We start from the raw sequence: 21,780 nt of genomic DNA, 5'->3' as shown, positions 1-21,780 counted from the left end.
AAATGATAAAGCTATATATTATGTGTTATCTCATCAAAAGCAGCTTGATATTCTTCGCTTACTTCTGGAATAGTATTTTCTTTTAGAAAATCAATATAATTCTTTTGGATGGCATCCTTTAAATCATTTGTTAATTTAAATTCTAAAAAATCTATTGGTGGATTAGTAATTCCAAACAAATTATATAACTCATGAATTTGTTCACTAGAAGCATATTCTACAAATCTTCTATGAACCCATTTTTCGTTACTTAAGTGATTTATAATCAAATGTCTTTTTTCTTTGACATTATTGTAATCCGATGAATTTTTTAGAGTATTTGTTAGTAACCTAGACATTTCATTCATTTTAGACAATAAATAAGTTCTTTCTAAATTTAAAGAGGTATTCATTTTTTGGTCTAAATTATCTTTAGCAACTGGAACTTGAAAAGCATCCGAGATTACTCCCCAGAATATTTTTTTATTCTCTTTAAGTAATTCAAAAGGCAAAACTAAGATATTGCTAAAATATCTTTTATAGCAACTGATTACATACTCAAGGTCTAAAGAATTTTTTAAAAATTCACTTTGTTTATCGACAAATTCCTGTGCTGAACCATAATTACCTTGTTTAATAGATTGAACGTACATAGACCTTATCCAAGAAATTGGTTCCCGGATTGTTATTAGTAAGTTTTCTGTCTTTTTAGTAACTTGGTTCAAACTTTTGCTTGTGTAGTCAACAAATTCAGGTATTTTATCTTGATATACCGGTTGATTTAAAAATGCTGTTGAAAAACCTTCCCTACTTACGACAACGGTTTGATTTGACTTTGGTACTGTATCTGTATTAATTAGAGTACTTACTAACATGTTCGTATTGTCCTGAATAACATTATTCCTTAATTCATTTAAAAATTGTGTATTTCCTTGCCAAGATAAACAATATGTTGGATCCTGTTGCCATACATTTTGCATATACGTTGTAGCTGTCTTCATCATACCGATATGTATAAAATCAAATCTCATTTAATCACATCCTAAGATATACTTCATATATTTATTAATACACTAAAATAAATATATTAACTAAACCTTTTATTAGTACTATTGTTCCGATAGTAATTTTCCATATATATAAGAATCATACCAAGAACCTTTTGTCCAGTGTGTGCTTCTTAGTCTTCCTTCTAAGATATAACCAGCTTCATTTAATAATTTTATTTTTTTCTCATCAAAAGAATAAACTTCACACCATATACGATTGAGATTCACCTCTTCAAACCCATATGTTTCTAGTAGTTCTGTAGCCTCAGTTGCATAAATGTCATCAATATAAATCTTTTTTTCACCAATATAAACCGATAGCTCTGCACTCCTATTAATCCAATCAATATAACATAAACCACAAGCCCCAATTAGATTTTCAGTTTGTAAATTAATTATTCCGAACATAATAGTATTTTTACTATTTGAAACAACGTTATTATACCACCCATATTGATTTTGTTTATTTAATTCTCTATATTCACGAAAATAGACTCTCAATTCAGAATTATTACGCCATGATTGTAATTTATCCAAGTCTTGTTCCTCAATAGATCTTAATCCTACTTTAGAACCTTTTATCATTCTAAATTATTCCCCCATATCATGCTTGTTTATTACTTCACCTTTTTCTTTAGATGAATTTATTTTTTTTCCAATATAATTTATTATCTCGTAAGGTTTGATGGCATTAACTGTTGCTGGTCTTAAAAAGTCCACGTCATCATTTTTTAGAATATCTCCTTTTTTTAGGGACTTCTTTAAATAACATGCTCTTCTTTGTATTATTGCAGTTTTTTCTTCGTTTTTTTCGATTTTTTTTACACCATCACCTAAAGATTGTTCCAATTCCCTTGATCTTTCCACCATTTCTTTCCATGATTTTGGATTCATAGAAAAAGGATGATCTGGCCCTATCCTTTCATTATCATCTGTAAAATGTTTTTCTATTACCCTTGCTCCTAGTGCTATAGCACCAAGCACTGTACTGTGGCCAGGGGTGTGATCTGATAATCCCAAGATTACATTAGGAAACATTGTAGTGTATAATTTTAAAACATTTAGATTTATATAATGAAAGTTTTCTAATGAGTTTGTGTAGTTAGTATTACATTGCATTAATACAATCTTCTCATTATATTTATTGATTGAATGAACCGCTCTTTCAACATCTGCTATATCTGATGCTCCAGTCGCCATCAACATGGGTTTATTTTTCCTTGATATTGTCTTAATAAAGTCAGTATACGTTATATCACCGGACCCAATCTTATATGCTGGAAGGTATTGATCTAATTCATCAACAGCCTCTAAATCATAAGGAGTAGTTAAAAAATCAATATTTGCTTTTTTAGCTTCTTCCATTAATTCCAAATTCCAGTTTCTATTTAGCTCATAATCTTTAAAGACATCAAACACACTTTTATGCCAATTCGATTGATGACTTGCATTCTCTATTCCATCAAAACCCTTTTGGCTTATTAAACCCTCTGCTGTAAAATGTTGAAATTTTACAGCATCAGCTTCAGCTTCTTTACATAACCAAATCAATTCCTTAGCTCTATTTAAATCACCATCATGATTTGAGGCTATATCTGCAATAAAATAAGATGGATTACTTAATGATATTGTTGAATTATTTATTTTTAACTCCGATTTAAAGTTCAACAAGCTCACCCTTTCTATATTCATTAACTAGGCGATTAATAACTTCATTACTTGTAGGGGGTATCTCCCCTGTATGCTTAATAAATTTACTATTATCTAAACCTAAAGTCTTTGCTCTGGGTATGGTATTTGTTATTTTACCTTTTTTTATCTGACTACTTGTATTAAAATAATATGCCACTTTCCGAATAAATTCATATTTAGAAATAACATCATTAGCTGCGATATTATAAATTCCGCAAGTTTTCAAATTTATAAGCTTTAGAAGAAGTTCTGAAAAGCTAATTGTATCTATACTAGAAGTATAGAAATCAGTGTAACCTATAATATCCCTATTCGCTTCAAGTTCTTTAATTATCCATTCAAAGAAAGTAGGACTATAACCATTTCTAAAGCCAACTAGATTTGTTCTAATAACTAATGCTGCTTGATTAATCAATGTAAAAGCTTCACCTGCAAATTTCGTTTTAGCATACTCATTTAATAGCGTTATTTTTTCATTTTCATAATGCGAATGAATTGGTTTGTCATTATAATAATGATCTGTTGAAATTTGCACAAAATATACTCCAAACTTTTCACAAGCAGATGATAAAATATATGGTGCTCTAGCATTGACTAGGTATGCTTCTTTAGGATTTTTCTCACAATATTCTAAGTTTACAATTGCAGCACAATTAATCACTATATCAGGTGATTCTAATCTGATTAAATCGTCTATTGAATTACTATTTAAAATAAAATCAATATAGTATGGATAATTTCTTGTTACCTCAATAACTTCAATTCCAATTTGTTGTAATACATGACTGAGTGATTTCCCCAACATCCCTGTTGCACCAAAAATCATAACTTTTTTCAATTTTATTCACCTAATTTTTTTTGCTTTACATGTTTATTGATTTCTATTAATTCAGGCTCTTTTTCCAATAAATAAATAATATCATTTAAAGTAAAAAGTTGTTTATTTGGATAGATACTCTTTAAAATTTCGGATATAAGATTAAAGTCTTCTGCAGTATCGACAGTCAAACGATATTTACTATAATTTTCTTTATATTGAACTTGTCCTATATTGAAGTACCTTTTATTTAAGTAAATATAAGGAGTTACGTGTTCTTTTTCATACCCTTTTTTGGCATTATCATAAGCACTCTTAAGTGCTTTACCTGAAAAAACTTCTACATCCATTCCTCGTGGATAGGTACGTATTTGTGTATTTGAGACATAATCATATTCATTATCAATATAATTATCTATTACTTTATCTATAATAAAAGGATCAATTAAAGGACAATCACCAGTCATTCTCACGATAATATTAGCATCATATTCTCTTGCTGCTTGATAATATCTTTCAAGAACATTATTTTCTGGGCCTCTAAAGGTCTTAATATTTAATTCATTACATAAATCTATAATAAGGTCATCACTAGGTAAAAGTGTTGTCGCTACAACCACATCTGTAATTAGTTCTGATTTCTTTACTCTTTGTAATTGATACTCTAACAATGGTTTACTCATTACTTCCTTTAATACTTTTCCTTGTAACCTTGAAGACCCCATCCTTGCTTGAATAATGGCAACTATATTCACCAAGATCACATCCCTTTGCATTACAAAGTTTAATTATTCTTGAATAATTGTTTCTAATTGCTCAACTGACAACCACTCCTGATTCCTATCACTACTATAGACAAAATCATTTTTTACTAAATTTTCAGAATTGAGTTCATACTGCCACCAAGGAAATTCTGGTTGTATTACATAATAATTATCACATTCTATTGTTCTACGAGCATCATCTTCAGTTATCATTACTTCATGTAGCTTTTCTCCAGGGCGAATACCTATTATATCTATCTTACACTCTGGTCCAATTGCTTTCGCTAAATCTGTTACCTTCATACTTGGAATTTTGGGGACAAAAATTTCTCCACCTTGCATTCTACGAAAATTATCAATAACAAATTGTACTCCTTGATCAAGGGTTATCCAAAATCGAGTCATTCTCTCATCTGTAACTGGTAATCGTCCAGTTTTTCGCATTTTATTAAAAAACGGAACAACACTTCCTCGACTTCCCACAACATTTCCGTATCGGACAACTGAAAACTTGGTATCTTTTTCACCAACATAAGAGTTACCTGCAACAAAAAGTTTATCGGATGCTAATTTTGTTGCTCCATATAAATTAAGAGGAGCAGCAGCTTTATCAGTACTTAAAGCAATAACTTTATGAACACCTTTATCAATTGCTGCTTCTATAATATTTTGAGCCCCATGGATATTCGTTTTAACAGCTTCAAAAGGATTATATTCACATGCATCTACATGTTTCATGGCTGCAGCATGTACAACATAATCGACTCCATCGAATGCTCGATATAACCTGTCCTTTTCTCTTACATCACCAATAAAAAAGCGTAAGCGGCGATCAGAGAATTCTTGCTTCATCTCATATTGTTTTAATTCATCTCTACTAAAAATAATAACTTTTTTCACACTAGTCTCCAGTATTCGTCTAGTAAACTTTTTACCAAACGAACCCGTACCACCAGTAATAAGAATTGTTTTATCATTATACATATCCATTTTTGTCACCTCTAATCTTGTTGTATCTCTGCTATCATTTCTTCAAAGTAAGAATCTATCGCTGTAAAATGTTTATTAACTATTTCAATAAATGGTTCAAACAATAAGCTAACTTTATTTGCTTTTGCTACAATGTCTTTTTCATATTTTATTTCCTTTGATTTAGCAACAAGATTCTCCATCTCTACACGTATCATCGAAGATATAAAAGCTTTATAGAAACGGTTTTTTGTAATTTTTTTAAACAATTTATCGAAACGATTAAATTGTTGTTCGAGGTTTAAGGAGTGATTTTTATTATCTATTTTATTGAACTCATCAATCATTTTTTGTATTTTCTCTAATTGTGAAATAAGTTCCATCCTTTGAACTTGTAAATTATAAATTTTGTTATTTATCCCTTCATTATTATAACTCGCTATTGTTTTATACCAAGTTGAAGATACTTCATTTTTCTTCAAGCGACTTGAAATAACTTCTTCCAAAGGAATAAATTTTGTTCCTTCAATATCTGCACCATTCTTTGTTGTATTATACACTTTTAAGTAATTAAAGGCTTTTATATACATCTCCAACTGTTTTCTCATCTGATTGTAACCTTCATCAGTATATATATCATTACCATATACATCTTTTACTGTTAGTAGTTTCATATCCTGAGTATTCACTTTTGCACGATAATCAATACCTTTTGCATATCTGTAATTACCTTGATAAGACAAGTTTTGACCGACTAAATAAATCTCATTTACTCCGAGTTTTGCAAGTAATTGAAATGTAATAATTGCAATAGAGGGAGCATCATAAATTATCATATCTTTATTTATTTTATTTATTATAGATGGTGCTACAGTATCCTGACTTGTAATCATATGTAAGAGTGGTCCTGGGTAGTCCTCTATGGTTTCAAAACCTACCGTACTTCCAAAAATTAATGGAATATTTTTAATATTTTTCTTTTTCAATTTTTCCAATACAATTTGATTACGTTTTTTAGGATCGTATGTTAATGTAGCATCCGGATATATATTATTTTCAATGAGGGCATTTATAGCTGAACCAACAGAGAAAATATAGGCTAAACGATTTTCTTTTATATACCTTAAATTACCAAATTCACTATTCAAGCTAGGTCCAGCCGACACAATAACAGCTGGTTTATCTTTGAAAGTTTCTTGATTAATATCTGTAAGAATATTAGGTGTATCTAAAACTTTCGGTAAATTTTTAACCGCATTAAGTGTCCACCTTTTCTGATATCTTACATTTGTCACTAATCGACTTTTTTCGCCTTTTAAAGATTCTTTTATTGTTTTAAATAATTCATTTATTTCTACCTGATACAACTCTTCATATGATGGTAAGACAAATATTTCTACATTTTTCCCAGACTGTTCTTTTATATTTTGCAGGTTATTAATTAAATCTAATTTTTTATTCTTTGTAAAAATACTAGTTAATTTTCCATTAGTTATTGATTGCAAATCATAATGTTCTAGAAAGATGGATAATACATCTTTATTAGGTTCATAAATCGAAATATTAATTTGCGGAAAACGCTCCATTAATTCAGAGATGTGATATCCTAGTCCGATTCCAAAAACGATAACATGTTTGGTGTTTTCTTGAATTTCAAAAGATTTCAATAATCTTTTTGCTTCTAACTCTGGATCATATTTACTATGAATATATTTTTCTTTCCCACTAATAACTAATTTAAGGGTATCACATCCTCTTTTTGATTTCTCTATTTTTACGAGATCGTCATTTGTATGATAATTGTTCAACTTATTTAAAAGACCACGATTCTCCATTCTTAGATAGTTCTTATTTTCAATTAACATCATATCTTCGTCCCTCTTCGTCAATTGTTTTATTTATAAGTTTCTCTAACTGTTTATAAGTGGGGATTATTTCATAGTAAATAATATCCGCTATAAGTATGCCATCTTGATTTGCTACTGCATCACCGAGTGCATGGATAGTTTCCGTAAGTTCTGTATTTATCTTTATATAAGCTCCACCATTTTCCGGCTTTTCTGTTAAATTAGATATACTATTTAACATTTGAATTATCCATTGTAATCCATCAACTAAATCTTTAAAATCATCCCAATCATCCGTACTAGGATTATTATAAAAATTATCAACTACATCATCTAACAAAAATATTGCTCTTTTTAGGTAAACTTCAGCTGATAGTAGACTATCGTTAATAAATGTCTTTTGGGATTTAGCAATAATTTTAATAGACTGTATACTTGCTAGATGAACGGAAATATAATGCTTAAAATCACTATAAATTTCTTTTCCATTCAGCTCCAAATGACTAAAAATTAAATTATCATCTATTAGCTGATTTATTTCATGTATAATATCATCTGTATTATTTGGTTGTTCTATAAATATCGACTTATCTCTATTATTTAAAATTAATTCCATAAAATATCCTCCAGAATAACGTAAAACTATTTATTTATTATATCGGTCTGAAAACCAAAATTTCAATAGCTTCTACAAATGTTTTTATGGTAAATGAAACAAATTATATTTTTTACAGTATATAGGGTTATATGTAAAACAAATAAAATAGGCTGTCGAGAATTCTCGACAGCCTATTACTCCAGTCTAAGACAGAAATTTTTAAATTATATTATCCTAATAACTGTAATACTGATTGTGGTTGTTGATTAGCTTGAGCTAACATGGATTGAGATGCTTGAGCAAGGATATTAGAGCGTGTTTGCTCCATCATTTCTGCAGCCATATCAACATCACGGATACGAGATTCCGCAGCTGATAAGTTCTCAGAAGAATTATCTAAGTTTGCAATAGTATGTTCTAAACGGTTCTGGAATGAACCAAGATTTGAACGTTGAGCTGATACTTCTTCGATCGCATTATTAATAGCAGTTACTGCGGCGGATGCATTATCAGAAGATGATACATCCAGAGCAAATTCAGTTTTGTTATTGTCTGTTCCATTAGTAACACTTTCTACTTCAGTGTAAACAGCTCCTTCTACACCCTCTACACTACCTTCAGATTCTGAACCAGCTACACTTAATGCTTCTGCACGCATATCACTAATATTAATTTGCATGCTTTGACCTTGGTTAGAACCAATTTGGAATTTAGCAGTAAAGTCACTGCTTGTTGCACCGTCTGTAATGGAGATATCGTTACCGTCTTCTCCACCTTCAGAAGCTACAACACTAATTGTTCCACTCCCATCTTGTGAAACATCAATACCATCAATATCATCTAGTACATTTTGTATATCTTTTGCCAATTGTGTTTGGCCTGAAGTTGTATTACCATTGTCTATCATTGCAATTGCAGAACTTGTATCAATTCCTATTGCATCACCAGTATAATTTCCTTCGCTTGAATTATAAAATTCTACAGCTTCTCCATTTACTGTTAATCCTGTACCAGCTAAATCACGTATTTCCCCACTTGATAATCCAGAAACACTCATTGTTCCGCTAGCTTTATCATAAACAGTTGTACCAATAGAAGCGTCTCCATTTGCTGAAACAGCATCAGCGCTGCTTGCGCCACTAGTCGCCTCTATTTTACCGTCTTTTCCTTCTAGCTCATTTACTGCTTCTAATACTAGGTCATTACCAGAACCTTTTATATCATAATTTCCAGCTAATTTATCATTTTCATTAACAGCTGCTTTTAAAGCATTAGCCATTATATCAGCCACACCACTTGCTTTTGTATCGTTTCCTCCATCTAATGTAACTGAAGCACTGTTTGCAGTTGCACTACCAGAAACGTACTCATCTGATGTACCAGAAGCGAAATTTATAGTTATTTCTTGCAAATTCCCATCAACATCACCAAGTGTTAGCTTAAACTCATCAGTATCAACATTTCCACCTGAAGCTGCTGCCATAGTAATTGACTGAGTTGCATTTTGAATACTGACTCCACCACCAGATAAATTGCCAATAGCTAATTCATCTAATCCAGTTTTCTCTACGGAAACTTGCTCATCACCTTTAAGAATCTTCTGCGTGTTAAATTCTGTGGTATTACCAATACGATTAATCTCAGAAGTCAATTCGTTAATTTCTTTTTGAATTTCTTCACGATCCACATCAACATTTGTATCATTTGATGCTTGTGTTGCAAGTTCACGCATACGTTGTAGAATGTTATGAGTTTCGTTTAATGCACCTTCAGCTGTTTGGATCATAGAGATACCGTCTTGAGAGTTACGGCTTGCTTGATCCAAACCACGTACTTGTGCACGCATTTTTTCGGAAATAGCTAGACCTGCTGCATCATCACCAGCACGGTTAATACGAAGACCTGAAGATAATTTTTCCATTGAAGATTGTTGAGCTTGTTGGTTAATACCCATTTGACGATAAGTATTCATCGCTGGGATATTATTGTTAATAATCATAAGTATATTTCCTCCTTGAGTATGTTTTCTCCACATCCTTGTGGTGATACTAATTAATGAAAGCGGCCGCCGATCATTAATCAGATCCTACTAATACTATCGGAGGAAATAGATAGAAGTTTAAGTGTTTTTGTCACTTTTTTTAATTAAATCGATGACATTTGTCGATAGTTCTGCTGCTTCGTTATTTTCTGCTTGAATGGCTTGATAAATTTCTTTACGGTGAATTTCTACATCTTTTGGAGCGCTAATGCCTAGCTTTACTTGATCCCCATCGACACTAACTACTTTTATCTCGATATCATCACCAATTTTGATTGCTTCGTTTGATTTTCTTGTTAAAACTAGCATGTTATTCCTCCTCTACCTTGGAGGTTTGTTTAAATATCGTTTCTTTTGTCGTATAGCTTGATTGATTGATAATAAATTGTTTCGCTTTTTTCGATTGTCGGTTGATGATGATAGGCCCTTGCAAGTTTGCTGTACTTTGTTCTAATGGATCTTTGACCGTTACGATGGCTAATACTCGGACATCCTTCTCTTCTTGAATTTCTAATTGATTGATAGTAGCGTCGTCTAATTTCAATTGATAGTTTGGCTCGAATAAAAATGGATCGATGACGACGAATGCTGGATCTTTTTGTTTGGTAGATTGTAATACTTGGAATAAGCCGTTTTCTTCAAAGCTTAGTAGGGCAAAGTTTTTTTCTTCTGCAAAGCCTGGTATGCCTTGTGGGAAATGAATGATTTCTTGTTCATTTATCTCGATCTCTCCAAAATATTTTGTTTGTATGTTCATAAGTCACCCTTCTTATATTTCTGTTTCGAAATTAATTCCGACATATTTGACATTCTCAAAATCTATTTCGAGTTGATTTTTTTGTTCTAAATACGTGTCGACACTGCCTCGTGTATATTGCAACTTTGTTTCGGTTGGCTGTGAATCGATTTGTGGTTTAATCGCTTTGGCACTAATCTCAACTTCTGCTGGCTGATAGTCGATATCGACACCGCCCCATGATGGAATCCAGCCGATATTGAATTGTTTTTCTGGTCGTTCGCCGTTTATTTTTGCTTGGCGAGCTAGTGGATTGCCGCCATTTTCGATTTTCATTAGTTCATCGCCTTGACGACGGCGTTTTTTGACACCTTCGATTGCGGTTTGTTTTGCTTCTTCGGCATTTTGCTTGATCGATTGTTCGGTTGGAATGATGCCTACATCCGCTAATGCTTTCGATTGATCGATCGTTAATTTGCCTGGCTTGGTTTGAATCGATAGATCCGCTTCTGGCTGTCTGATAGTTTGCTGAGCTGGTCCTGCATCAATCGAGACTTGTGCGTCACGAGTTTGAATACCGATTTTTGCTTGTTGAGATTGTATATGGAGTTGAGGTATTTGCATTGTGCATATCTCCTTTGAGAAAGAAGCCTTATATTGATTAACTACTTAAAAAATATCCGTCGGTTTTTGAAGTTTATCCGTCACTTTTGTGCTTTTATCCGTCAGTATTTCTATTCATCCGCCATTTTTGGCTAGTTATCCGTCAGTTTATCGCATTTATCCGTCAGTCTGCAGACGAAAGTAGCTCGTTTGCACTTACTTTTATATCTTCTTTAACTTTTTCGTTAAAGAAAAAGGGCCTCACCTCTCTACAAGGTAAGGCTTCTGTTTAACGTAAAAAGTCTAATAGTGTTGGTTGTATGATCCGTGCGCCGCCGCTTAGTGCTGCGCGGTGTACGGCTTCTTGTGAAGTAAGATCCATGATGACTTCTTCCATATCAGCGTCTTCGTTTTTGGACATCATATCTTTGGCTGTTACAGCTTGTTCTTGGATTCGGTTTTCGATCAAGTCGATTCTGTTTTGCTTTGCGCCAAGATCTGCTCGGGCGTTGACGTTATTGTTAATGTGTGTGTCGATTTTCGAGATGAATTCGCCTAATGCTTCATCATCATCGCCTTCGCGCAGTTCGTTGGCGAAGTCGGTTAAGTCGCCGAATAGATCTTCATTAAATATTTGGTCTGGCTGGACGTTGACGTCTATTTTGGTGCCTTCGCTTACTTCAATTCGTACTGCGTCTTGGTTACCTGCATATTCAAAGAAGTTTGCTGCAGTCGGGTCATCCCCATTTAATTTATATGGCGGATCACCGTCGTTTCCGGTTGTTTCGGTTCCGCTGAAGATATATTTATTGTTGACCTTTGTGTTTGCAATTTCGACTAAGTGCTCTTTTATTTGATCGACTTCTGATGCGATGTTGCCTCGCTGGCCTTCTTCATACGTACCATTAGCGCCTTGTACTGCTAATTCTCGTAATCGGCTTAAGGCTTTTTGGGTTTTATCTAATGAAGAGTCGGAGTTATCCATCCAATTATGGACTTCTCCCATGTTTCGTTCAAATTGTTCAATATTTTTAACTTGAGTACGATAGTCCATCCCTTTCATAGCGATAACGGGATCGTCTGATGGGCGATTGATCTTTTTTCCTGTTGATAGCTGCTCCATATAGGTTCCTAATTTTTCATAGCTGGAACTCATATTACGCAGCATATTGCCTGTTAACATACTTTGAGTTACGCGCATGGTTTACTTACCTCCCGACTAAGCCCATATTATTAATAATGCGGTCTAGCATCTCGTCTACGGCAGTCATATTACGTGCCGCTGCATTATAGGCATGCTGGAATTGAATCATATTGGTCATTTCTTCATCTAAGGAAACCGAACTGATCGATTGTCTGCTTTCCTCTACTTGTTGTCGTAAGACTTCAGAGTTATTAACCATTCGGTTCGATTCTTGTGCTACAACGGCCATTTCCCCGATGGCAGATTCATAGAATGTTTTGATCGATGTTTTTTCATCTAATGTGTTCCCTGCAAATTCATAGTCTTCTGCTCGTTTTTGATAGACATCCGCAAGTTCTGTTGCGTGTTCTCCATCACCTGGTGAGCCTGTTGTACTTGCTGCGATGTTGTCTTTATCATCGATAATCGCTTGATCGACTGCGATTGTATCTGCGGTCAGGCCATTTTCGTCAAAAAAGTTGATGCCATTTTCACGGTTTAAGGAATAACCATCTTGATGAACGGCATTAAATTCTTGGACAAAGTTTTGCACCATCTCATCCAAGTTGTTCAGGATATCATTGTATTCGCCAGTTGCTTGTCCATTTTCATCCAAATAGCCTGTTCCTTCGACTAATGCTTTTAATTTCCCTTGCACTTGAAAGTTAGCTGCATCGATATAAGGCTCTTGTTGGTTATCTGCCAGGTCTTCTACGTCCTGGTTCGGTTGGTTAAAAAAGAGATTACTGACATTATTATCGTCATCAAAATCAACATACAGATGGTTGACCGCATCTTGACTGCCGATTTCAGTATCGCCGCTTCCATCTACCAATGTAATAGGTCCGCCCCCTTCAATATTGCTGTCATCTGCTGCTAGTTGAATGGTGGCGATCCCTTGTGCAATCGAGCTAGGCTGTCCTGAGCTTTCTTGATAAGAAACGTTGATATCTACATAGGAAGACAAGTCATCAACCAAACGGTCTCTTTCATCGTACAGATCATTTGGTACATAACCATGCGGCTCGATTTCAGAGATTTGGCTGTTTAATGCATTGATTTGATCGACAAGGGAATTTACCTCCTTGTTATCAACACCAATTTCATTTTTCAAATTAGATCGAACGCCTTCTAAAGAGCTGTTTAAATATTGAAAGGATTCAGCTACCGCCTTCCCGCGTTGGCGTACAACGGAACGGGCACCTGCTTCCTCTGGGTTGACAGATAAATCTTGTAATGATTCCCAAAATTGATCCATTGCTTGGGACAAGCCTTCTTCTGATGGTTCATTTAAAATAGATTCCATCTTTTCCATCATATCGGCTTTTGCTTCGTAATAACCGACCTTTGTGTTTTCTTGACGGAATTGTTTATCAATAAAACTGTTGCGAATTCGTTCAATCGAACCTGCTTCTACCCCGCTGCCGACTTGCCCAGGAATCTCCGGTCGATTTCGTGAAGCTGGGGGAAAGGGTGCGGTTTGAGAAAAGTTTACCCGTTGTCTTGTATAGCCTTCTGTATTGGCATTGGCAATATTATGTCCTGTCGTATGCAGGGCGGATTGCTGTGTATGTAATGCTCTTTTCGCAACCTCAAGCCCGCTAAAAGTTGATGACATGCTTTGTTCCTCCTAATACACTATGCTTTCGAATCAAATACCGATCGTTTTGGGGTAGCTGGACCCGTATTTTTTTGTTTTCCATAATTGAAGTTTTTAATCGATGGTTGAACCATGGACAAAGAAAGCTGCACAAACTGCATGGACTGCTCAGTTAATTGTTTGTTGAGAACTTCTTGTCTTCTCAATTCTACAAGTAACTCGGCCAGCTGCACGGTTACTTTCTCTAGCAGCTCTTTTTCGTCTCCTTCTATATGGTTATCTATCATGACTGAAACCGTCATAGAAGCTGGGTCTAGTCCTTCGCCTTGTGCCCAGCTTTCTACTGCTTCTATCCGCTTCTTTTCGATTTGATCAATCGCTTGAATATGCTTCTGCTCTGTATTAAGCAATTTTCTTAGGGCATCGATTTTTCCTTCCTTGAGGATCTCTGTCTTCTGCTCGGAAACACGCAGTAAACTTTGGTGTAGCTCTATCATTTTATTCAAATGGTTGATGATTTTTTGAACGGACATATGTCTGCTCCTTTAGTTTATTTCTTCCAGAAGTTCAAGATTTTTTTGGCTGCTTCTTGTGTATTAATCTGGTATTCGCCTGCTTCTACTTGTTGTTTGATGTCGTTCACGTAGTTTTGGCGGTTTGCGATTGGGTTTTCTTTATTTTGCAGCTGCTTGGCTTTGTTGGATATTTCGACTTGGTCCTCCTGGTTATGTTTCGTTTGTTTAGCTTCTTGTTGTTTTTGGATTTGTTTTTGATATGGGTTTAAGTTCGCGTGGTTTGGTCCATGGATTTTCATGACCTCTCACCTCTTTCCTATCGTCCTTTCTTCGCTATCTTTTATATCGTCAGTTGTTTTGAAATGTTTAGTCATGATTTAAGTATAAGGGGGATTTTTTGATTTGGCTAGTGGGATTTGTTTGGTGAAATCGGTGTTGTCTTTATTCAAACTTCATGTTAATATTAGGTCACATTAAATATGTTACCTTTTACGCACATGTTGAAATGTTTAATTAAATGTAAGAAAGGATCTTTAGTATGGAGGACGAATTGTCCGCGCTATTTAAAGCATTGAGTCACCCTATCCGCAGACGCATTTTGGACATCTTAAAACAATCACCTAAAACAACAGGGGAACTAAACGATTATTTTCCCGAAGTCTCTAGATATGCCATTATGAAACATTTATCTACCTTGCAGGAGGGAAGTCTCGTTTTGGTTCGCCGGGAGGGTAAATACCGATTAAATTATCTAAATGCAGTCCCTTTACAGGAAATGAACGAGAGATGGGTAGGAAAATACATGAGGAAGGCTTCCGAATCACTACTTAATTTAAGGTCGGCAGCTGAAAAAACAGGAGGAGATTTAGATATGAAAGGATCAGAACAAGGGAAAGTATTTCGTATTGAGCAAGAAGTGACCATTCATGCACCACGGGAAAAAGTCTTTCAAGCTTTAACGGAAAATGTAGGTGACTGGTGGGAGTTTCGCTTAGCACCTGAAGGAGAAGACTCAACCTTTACGTTTGACCCAACACCTGGAGGGCAATTTACTGAAAATTGGCGTGAGAATGAAGGGGCAGTATGGGGTAATGTCTATTATGTAAATGCACCAGAAGAAATCAGGTTACATGGTCATTTAGGTATGTATGGCGCAGTGAATAGTGCATATACGTATCGCTTAATTGAAAAAGGAGATGCTACTACCCTTCAACTATCGCATACGGCATCTGGAGTGATTGAAGAGGGTTGGGAAGAAGATCACACGAAAGGATGGCAACATCTTTTAGGTACATCATTAAAGGAATATGTAGAAAGCAACCATTAAGCTGGTCTGCTTAGATAGTAAAGTGGAAGAGGCTGGGGCAAAACAATAGTATTAAATCAGAAGACGAACAATAAATCTTAAACGCAGATACTAAGCGGAGTCAAAATACGCAGACTCCTGTGGGAACTTACACGAGCTGAAGATCCACTTGGTGAAGCGTTTTTCTTCACCAAGTTAGCTGAAGCCGTGCCCACGGAAAGCGAAGTATTTTGACGGAGCGATGTAAAGAACTCTTGTATAACACGAAAATCCGAACAATGCGGAATGAATTTGTTCGGATTTTCGTATTGATAGATTACTTTTGCCCCAACCTTTCGCTTATCGGCGTGTGAAATAGGTTCTGGTTCGGGTGTTGCGTTCTCGGATTTTGTCTATTTCTTCTTGCTGCTTCAATTCGGCGGAAAAGGAACTGGAGCAATCGTCACAGATATTGCCTTTCGTAATTGGATTTCCACATTTATCGCAAGGATAATTTAAGTTCGGAAACTGGGTTGGACGCAATCGGTTCTCACGCACAAATTGAAGAATGACCTCTTCTTCTACCCCTGTTTCTTCCACGATTTGTGGAATTGTCGCTTGACGGTTTTTTCTAATTCTTAAAAAGTCATAGACGGTACGAAATTGTTTTTCTTCTTCTTTTATGCAGTCAGGACAAATCGCTTTCGTTGTTTTCACAAAAAGCTGATCACAATAAGCGCAATTAGATAGCTCTCCCATTTGCTGTTCTCCTCTCTCTTTAACGTATCAACGTAAAACTATAGACTTCCGGGCATCCTCCATCTTTAAGCGTTTTCGCTGCATGATGGATCGTCATACCGGTTGTATATATATCATCGACCAAAATGGCCGGAGTTTGAAGAGGTTGGTCCAAAGAAAATGGGTTGGCCGTTTCCATCCGCTCTTTTCTCGACTTTTTCGATTGCTTGGAAGACGTTACAGACGGACGACTAAGCACAGGCATTACCGCATGATTGGTTCGTTTTTCGATCTGTTTAGCTAATACATCTGCTTGATTAAAGGCTCGTTGATGCTGACGTTCCTTTGTTAACGGTATCGGCACAAGTGTCGCATGTGACATGCCATCAAACGCGTGGCGGAATGCAGATAGCAGATAGCTGAACAACGCATCGATCACTATATAATCCCCCCTGAATTTCCATTTCGTAATGAAATCTTGCATAAAAGGACTGTAAGTAAAAACGGCCCGATTCCATTTTAGAACATCCTCATAATCAGGATGACTCTCCCATTTTGCACAGTCTGTACATAGCGTTTCTGCTTCCTGCTTGCGTCCACACCGTCTGCAAAAAGGAGATATTAGTAAAGGAAGCTTGTCCTTGCAGTCTTCACACAATGTCTGTTTGATCGGTAAATGGAAGAAGTTTTCCCAAGTGATAGTGGGCACAATCGATTGGTCACAAAGATAACATATATTCATTATTCTCTCCCTTTCTTATTCATTTGGTTGATTTGTCTGATGGCCTGGACCATTGCTTCCGTTTTCCCCTGATGGATAAATAGCACATCACCCGTTGGATCCTTTGGGCTTCTCCCGGCACGGCCAGCAATTTGGACTAATGCCGCTTCATCGAAAACGGTGTGCCCTGCATCCAAAATTACCACATCAATCGAAGGAAAGGTCACGCCACGCTCTAAAATCGTTGTGGTGATCAGCAAATCATATTCTTTCGCTCGAAACGCTTCTACTTTTTCTTTTCTGTCTGGATCTTCTGCATAGACGGTTTCCAACTTAGGGAAGAAAACCCGACAACAAGAAGCAACTGGCTCTAGTAGATTTATCGTGGATACAAAAATAAGGAGTTGACGGTAGATAGTGCGTGTTTCCACATATCGTTTGAGCTTCTTTGGCAATTGGGCGTTTTGCAGTTTACGGCGCAAATTCCATTCGAGCATGAGCTTCGGCACTGGTAATGGATGACCATGGAAGCGAATCGGCACAAAGACAGCTGGCAGTTTATTCATCTCGATTTTTCGTCTCTCTTTCGGTCTTGGAGTGGCGGTTAAATAGATGTTGGCTGCATCTTTTTTGGCAGCTTTATGGGCGAAGTAATGGAGGGTTTTATCATGATGGTATGGAAAAGCATCGATTTCATCGATGATCATGACATCAAATGCTTCCGAATAACGGATGAGTTGATGGGTGGTTGCAATTACTAGCTGGCCGATTCCGGTTGCGTCTTCGGTTCCGCCATATAAGGCTTCGATTTCGGTATGAGGAAAAGCTTGTTTCAATCGAGGGTATAATTCTCTTACGACATCTGCTCTTGGTGTGGCGAGGCAAATACGCATCTGCTCATGAATTGCTGTGGTGATGGCTGGAAAGAGCATCTCTGTTTTGCCTGCACCGCAGACTGCCCAGCAGAGGATTTCTTGATTGGCTGCTCTAACGACGGCTTGGAGTTTCTCGGCTGCTTGCCGCTGTGCTTTGGTCAGTGTCCCCTCCCAGTGACAGGGCTGTTCTTGATGTGGCCAGTCTGGGGCTTGTCCAATCCAGACGGACAATGTTTCACAAAAAAGGACTCGGCCTGTTGTGATACAGTTTCGGCAGTAATGGTGTGTTTGGTTGCATCTTGCACATGGGATGGTGGCGAAAAGGTGTTGTTTGGTGTTGCCGCAGCGTTTGCATTGGTAGTGGAATGTTTTTTTGCTGATGGCTTCTTTGAATTGGAGTTGGTTGGTTTCTTGGAGTGTGGAAATTTCTGCTTCGGTTAGCGGGAGTTCGTCTAGGAGCAGTTGTTTTCCTGCGAGGAGTTGGGGATAATTGGGCATTGTGGATCCTCCTTTTAAAATGGAAGAGATGTATAAAAAGCAATGATGTTTTCTTTAAGATGCTTATGTAAGACTCTCATTAGTTCGGGAGAGCGGCAGGCGGCGACTCCTGCGGGAAAAGCATGAGTCCGAAGACCCCGCAGGATGCACCTGTGTCTTCTAGTAAAGCTTCGTAGTAGGCTTCCTCGGTGCAAGGGAGCAAAGATGTTATTTCAAGTAGTCCCCTGGCTGAGGCCATGCCCGCGGAAAGCGTCCGCCTAAAGCGAACCCGAACGGTGAAGAAACAGGAAATTTTTCGAAAACAGCGGAATGGAGAATAACTGAGTTGCGTGTACAGAGATCTAACCTTTTGGACAATCCTTATTTCTTATACCACCCGAGGCCTAGTCCGCCTTCACCGATGTGTGTGCCAATGACGGGGCCGAAGTGGCTGAGGGTGATATCGACATTGTCGTATTTTTCTTCTATGCGTTGCTTGATTTGCTCTGCTTTTTCTTGTCGGTTCGCATTGATGACAGTTGCTTCAATTGGCGCACCAGTTTTAGCATCCTCATCGAACAAATCAAGAATCCGTTTGATCGCTTTCTTTTCGGTACGGATCTTTTCAAATGGGACAATCTTCGTATCCACAAAATGAAGGACCGGCTTCACCTGCAGCATACTGCCAATCAGCGCTTGTGCACCGTTTAATCTTCCGCCACGGTGCAAGTGAGATAAGTCATCTACCATAAAATATGCTTTTAAAGATTGCTTGATTTCATCTAGTCGTTGAATGATCGTATCGACATCTTTACCTGCTAGCGCCATATCTGCAGCTTCTAGCACATAATAACCTTGTGCCAAGCAGCTAATCTCCGAATCATAGGTGGTGACTTCGATCCCTTCCACCATCGAATTTGCGGTAACGGCAGATTGATAAGTGCCGCTGATTCCACTCGATAATGTAATGAAAATAGCATGGTCATACGTTTTCGAAAGCTCTTCAAAAGTTTCGGTCATTGCCCCAATGGAAGGCTGGGAAGTTTTCGGCAATGTCTCTGCTTCTTTTATCTTTTGATAGAATTCTTCTGTGGTGATATCCAATTCTTCCCGGTAGGTTCGGTGGCCCATCACAACACTTAATGGGATCATATGTATTTGTTTTTCTTTTCTCGTTTGTATCGGTATATACGATGTACTATCTGTAATAATCGCTACTGTCATGATAGACTCGTACCTCTTTCCATTATAAGATTATGTATATTTTATCGAATTATAGATCACTTGACTAGTAGTACGTGGGAAGTTTTTAAATAAGGATAGGGGAAATGTGCAGATGACTAGGTGCAGGCTGTTGGGAAGTTTTCGTCCTCGCAACAGCCTTTTCTCTATAAAATTTCTACCCAGCCGTTTTTGATGGCGATGACTACTGCTTGCGTACGATCATTTACTTTCATTTTCTGCAAAATGCTGCTGACATGGTTTTTGACGGTTTTTTCACTAATATAAAGGGATTCTGATATGCCTCTGTTGCTTTTTCCTTCTGCAAGCATTTGTAAAACTTGGCACTCTCTTCTCGTCAATAGATGCAATGGTTTGCGATATTCAATATCTTTTAATTTGGATAGGGATTGATCGGATTCGTAAATGGCACTTTCTTCTGACACTAATCGGCGATATTCTTGCACTAAATTGTAGGTTACTTTTGGGTGAAGATATGATCCACCTTCACTTACTACGGTAATTGCTTCAATTAAGGCATCTGAATCCATTTCTTTTAATAAATAACCTTGTGCCCCTGATTGTAAGGCATGTGTGACGTAATTCTCATCATCATGGATGGATAAAATAATTACTTTGACACCTGGGAATTGATCTAAAAGTTCAGCTGTTGCTTCTACTCCATTAACATTTGGCATGTTGATATCCATTAACACAACATCTGGGCGGTGTTTGCGAACTAGTTCTGTTGCGACAGATCCATCGTCTCCTTCTGCTAGAACTTGAAAACCTTCCTCTAACTCTAAAATCCTTTTAACTCCTTCTCGAAATAGCTTGTGGTCATCAATCAGTATAATATTGGTTTCCATAATAACCCCTCCTAGATTTTACTCTTACCTGATATATTTATATATTGTCTATTTCATTTTCTTCTTGTGTTATTGGAATATCGATATATACGGTGGTTCCTTTATCTAGCTCTGTTGTGATCTGAAATGTTCCGCCAAGCATATCCATTCGTTCTTTCATGCCAATGATGCCAAATGAATGTTCTTTGTTCTCTTTTTGATCAAATCCCTTCCCATCATCGGTTATTTTCACTTGTATTCGGTCTTCTGTTATTTTAAGTATGACATTGATCGATTGCGCTTCTGCATGTTTTAGTGCATTTTGCACTGATTCTTGGATTAATCGAAATACGGCTACCTCATATTGTGACTCCATTCTGGATTGAGTAGCATGATGAGAAAAGTGAATAGTTGGCTTTCCATCTTCTACGGTTGCTAAGTATTTTTTTATGGTCGGTACGAGTCCTAAATCATCTAGTGCCATTGGCCGTAAATCGTAAATAATTCTGCGCACTTCCTGAAGGGAATCGCGGATCATAGAACGTACGCTTCTCATTTCTTCTACAGCTGTTTCCAAGTTTCCTTTTTTATAAGCACGCTCGACAATTTCGGATCGAATTAAGATATTAGCAAGCATCTGTGCAGGGCCATCGTGCATTTCTCGTGACAAACGGCGTCTTTCTTCTTCTTGAGCCTCAATGATTTTCAACCCAAATGCTTGCTTTTCTTGAGCTGTCTGCAGGATGTCACTGACATTCTTAAAATCTTCACTTAAATAGTTTAAAACAATGGATATTTTTCCAACTAATCCTTCTGCACGCCCCATCATTTCTTCTATTGACTTAAGGCGCATTTCGATTTGATCTCTTCTTTCACGAAGGGATTGTTCTTTTTCCCTTTTCAGCATAAATTCTGATTGAAATTGATGAGCTTGATCATACACTTTGTGAATCTCTTCATCAGAATAATCTTGGAAGTTTTTACTAACGACGGATAAACGTTGTCGTGCTAAACGTGATTTTTTCTCCAAGCGGTCTCCTTCATCAATGACTTCATTCACTTCTTCTTTTAATTCATTTAATTCTCTTGAAAGATTGTCATACTCTTTTCGGGAGTCTTCCGCGATATCAAAAATTTCGTCTTTACTGTTTTTTACTGTATCTATCATCTCTTCTATTATATAATCTAAATCACGATCCATATTTCTCATAGATACGACCCT

23 protein-coding genes are annotated in these 21,780 nt (G+C 36.5%); 1 reads left to right on the top strand and 22 read right to left on the bottom strand.

What is annotated here, in order from left to right:
• Positions 1 to 11 precede the first annotated feature (11 nt).
• The 16 genes from GHD00_RS14580 to flgM all read right to left on the bottom strand — a co-directional run bounded on the left by GHD00_RS14580 (position 12) and on the right by flgM (position 14,692).
• Positions 12 to 1,010, bottom strand: a complete 999-nt coding sequence (locus GHD00_RS14580) for a hypothetical protein (protein ID WP_163538893.1) — start codon at positions 1,008 to 1,010, stop codon at positions 12 to 14.
• Between the two features lie 78 nt (positions 1,011 to 1,088).
• Complete coding sequence (locus GHD00_RS14575; protein ID WP_163538892.1) at positions 1,089 to 1,613, bottom strand: GNAT family N-acetyltransferase; 525 nt, start codon at positions 1,611 to 1,613, stop codon at positions 1,089 to 1,091.
• 6 nt (positions 1,614 to 1,619) lie between these two features.
• Positions 1,620 to 2,696 (bottom strand): N-acetylneuraminate synthase family protein, encoded by a 1,077-nt coding sequence (locus tag GHD00_RS14570; protein ID WP_240468715.1) that lies wholly within the window; start codon positions 2,694 to 2,696, stop codon positions 1,620 to 1,622.
• Positions 2,686 to 3,558 carry an SDR family oxidoreductase gene (locus GHD00_RS14565; protein WP_163538890.1) on the bottom strand — a complete coding sequence of 291 codons (873 nt, stop codon included), beginning with the start codon at positions 3,556 to 3,558 and terminating at the stop codon, positions 2,686 to 2,688. Before GHD00_RS14565 ends, GHD00_RS14570 begins: the two co-directional genes overlap by 11 nt.
• 2 nt (positions 3,559 to 3,560) lie before the next feature.
• Positions 3,561 to 4,292, bottom strand: a complete 732-nt coding sequence (locus tag GHD00_RS14560) for a cytidylyltransferase domain-containing protein (RefSeq protein WP_163538889.1) — start codon at positions 4,290 to 4,292, stop codon at positions 3,561 to 3,563.
• A 33-nt stretch (positions 4,293 to 4,325) separates the two neighbouring features.
• Positions 4,326 to 5,291 carry a UDP-N-acetylglucosamine 4,6-dehydratase (inverting) gene (gene pseB / locus GHD00_RS14555; protein WP_163538888.1) on the bottom strand — a complete coding sequence of 322 codons (966 nt, stop codon included), beginning with the start codon at positions 5,289 to 5,291 and terminating at the stop codon, positions 4,326 to 4,328.
• Positions 5,292 to 5,302: 11 nt separating this feature from the next.
• Positions 5,303 to 7,138, bottom strand: coding sequence for a motility associated factor glycosyltransferase family protein (locus GHD00_RS14550; RefSeq protein WP_163538887.1), 1,836 nt, complete (start codon positions 7,136 to 7,138; stop codon positions 5,303 to 5,305).
• Positions 7,125 to 7,733 carry a DUF8042 domain-containing protein gene (locus GHD00_RS14545; RefSeq protein ID WP_163538886.1) on the bottom strand — a complete coding sequence of 203 codons (609 nt, stop codon included), beginning with the start codon at positions 7,731 to 7,733 and terminating at the stop codon, positions 7,125 to 7,127. Before GHD00_RS14545 ends, GHD00_RS14550 begins: the two co-directional genes overlap by 14 nt.
• A 211-nt stretch (positions 7,734 to 7,944) precedes the next feature.
• Positions 7,945 to 9,714, bottom strand: a complete 1,770-nt coding sequence (locus GHD00_RS21305; RefSeq protein ID WP_163538885.1) for a flagellin N-terminal helical domain-containing protein — start codon at positions 9,712 to 9,714, stop codon at positions 7,945 to 7,947.
• Positions 9,715 to 9,834: 120 nt separating this feature from the next.
• Positions 9,835 to 10,065: a carbon storage regulator CsrA gene (gene csrA, locus GHD00_RS14535; RefSeq protein WP_163538884.1), complete on the bottom strand. Its 231-nt coding sequence runs from the start codon at positions 10,063 to 10,065 to the stop codon at positions 9,835 to 9,837.
• A gap of 1 nt (position 10,066) precedes the next feature.
• The gene (gene fliW, locus GHD00_RS14530; RefSeq protein WP_163538883.1) at positions 10,067 to 10,513 is read right to left on the bottom strand and encodes a flagellar assembly protein FliW; all 447 of its coding nucleotides are present in this window, start codon (positions 10,511 to 10,513) and stop codon (positions 10,067 to 10,069) included.
• 12 nt (positions 10,514 to 10,525) lie between these two features.
• Positions 10,526 to 11,116, bottom strand: a complete 591-nt coding sequence (locus GHD00_RS14525; RefSeq protein ID WP_163538882.1) for a DUF6470 family protein — start codon at positions 11,114 to 11,116, stop codon at positions 10,526 to 10,528.
• A 268-nt stretch (positions 11,117 to 11,384) separates the two neighbouring features.
• A complete protein-coding gene (flgL, locus tag GHD00_RS14520) occupies positions 11,385 to 12,296 on the bottom strand; it encodes a flagellar hook-associated protein FlgL (protein ID WP_163538881.1) in 912 nt (303 codons plus the stop codon).
• A gap of 7 nt (positions 12,297 to 12,303) precedes the next feature.
• Entirely contained in the window at positions 12,304 to 13,896 is a 1,593-nt protein-coding gene (gene flgK / locus GHD00_RS14515; protein WP_163538880.1) for a flagellar hook-associated protein FlgK, read from the bottom strand.
• Between the two features lie 20 nt (positions 13,897 to 13,916).
• Positions 13,917 to 14,411 carry a flagellar protein FlgN gene (locus tag GHD00_RS14510; protein WP_163538879.1) on the bottom strand — a complete coding sequence of 165 codons (495 nt, stop codon included), beginning with the start codon at positions 14,409 to 14,411 and terminating at the stop codon, positions 13,917 to 13,919.
• Between the two features lie 17 nt (positions 14,412 to 14,428).
• Positions 14,429 to 14,692, bottom strand: coding sequence for a flagellar biosynthesis anti-sigma factor FlgM (gene flgM, locus GHD00_RS14505; protein WP_163538878.1), 264 nt, complete (start codon positions 14,690 to 14,692; stop codon positions 14,429 to 14,431).
• A 251-nt stretch (positions 14,693 to 14,943) separates the two neighbouring features.
• Here flgM and GHD00_RS14500 point away from each other — a divergent pair, with 251 nt between their 5' ends.
• Positions 14,944 to 15,720: an SRPBCC domain-containing protein gene (locus GHD00_RS14500; RefSeq protein WP_240468714.1), complete on the top strand. Its 777-nt coding sequence runs from the start codon at positions 14,944 to 14,946 to the stop codon at positions 15,718 to 15,720.
• Positions 15,721 to 16,038: 318 nt separating this feature from the next.
• Here the strand turns inward: GHD00_RS14500 and GHD00_RS14495 are convergent, their stop codons facing one another.
• The 6 genes from GHD00_RS14495 to GHD00_RS14470 all read right to left on the bottom strand — a co-directional run bounded on the left by GHD00_RS14495 (position 16,039) and on the right by GHD00_RS14470 (position 21,768).
• Entirely contained in the window at positions 16,039 to 16,437 is a 399-nt protein-coding gene (locus GHD00_RS14495) for a TIGR03826 family flagellar region protein (protein ID WP_163538876.1), read from the bottom strand.
• 19 nt (positions 16,438 to 16,456) lie between these two features.
• Positions 16,457 to 17,158: a ComF family protein gene (locus tag GHD00_RS14490; protein WP_163538875.1), complete on the bottom strand. Its 702-nt coding sequence runs from the start codon at positions 17,156 to 17,158 to the stop codon at positions 16,457 to 16,459.
• Positions 17,158 to 18,510: an ATP-dependent helicase ComFA gene (locus tag GHD00_RS14485; protein WP_163538874.1), complete on the bottom strand. Its 1,353-nt coding sequence runs from the start codon at positions 18,508 to 18,510 to the stop codon at positions 17,158 to 17,160. Before GHD00_RS14485 ends, GHD00_RS14490 begins: the two co-directional genes overlap by 1 nt.
• Before the next feature lie 360 nt (positions 18,511 to 18,870).
• Positions 18,871 to 19,713, bottom strand: a complete 843-nt coding sequence (locus GHD00_RS14480) for a DegV family protein (RefSeq protein WP_163538873.1) — start codon at positions 19,711 to 19,713, stop codon at positions 18,871 to 18,873.
• A 164-nt stretch (positions 19,714 to 19,877) separates the two neighbouring features.
• Positions 19,878 to 20,579, bottom strand: a complete 702-nt coding sequence (locus GHD00_RS14475) for a response regulator transcription factor (protein ID WP_163538872.1) — start codon at positions 20,577 to 20,579, stop codon at positions 19,878 to 19,880.
• Positions 20,580 to 20,616: 37 nt separating this feature from the next.
• Positions 20,617 to 21,768, bottom strand: a complete 1,152-nt coding sequence (locus tag GHD00_RS14470; protein ID WP_163538871.1) for a sensor histidine kinase — start codon at positions 21,766 to 21,768, stop codon at positions 20,617 to 20,619.
• Positions 21,769 to 21,780 lie beyond the last annotated feature (12 nt).

It is taken from the genome of Gracilibacillus sp. YIM 98692, from assembly GCF_010993965.1.
Classification (GTDB): Bacteria; Bacillota; Bacilli; order Bacillales; family Amphibacillaceae; genus Gracilibacillus.
The sequence above is the reverse complement of the archived record's forward strand: the minus strand, read 5'-3'. Positions and strand labels throughout refer to the sequence as shown.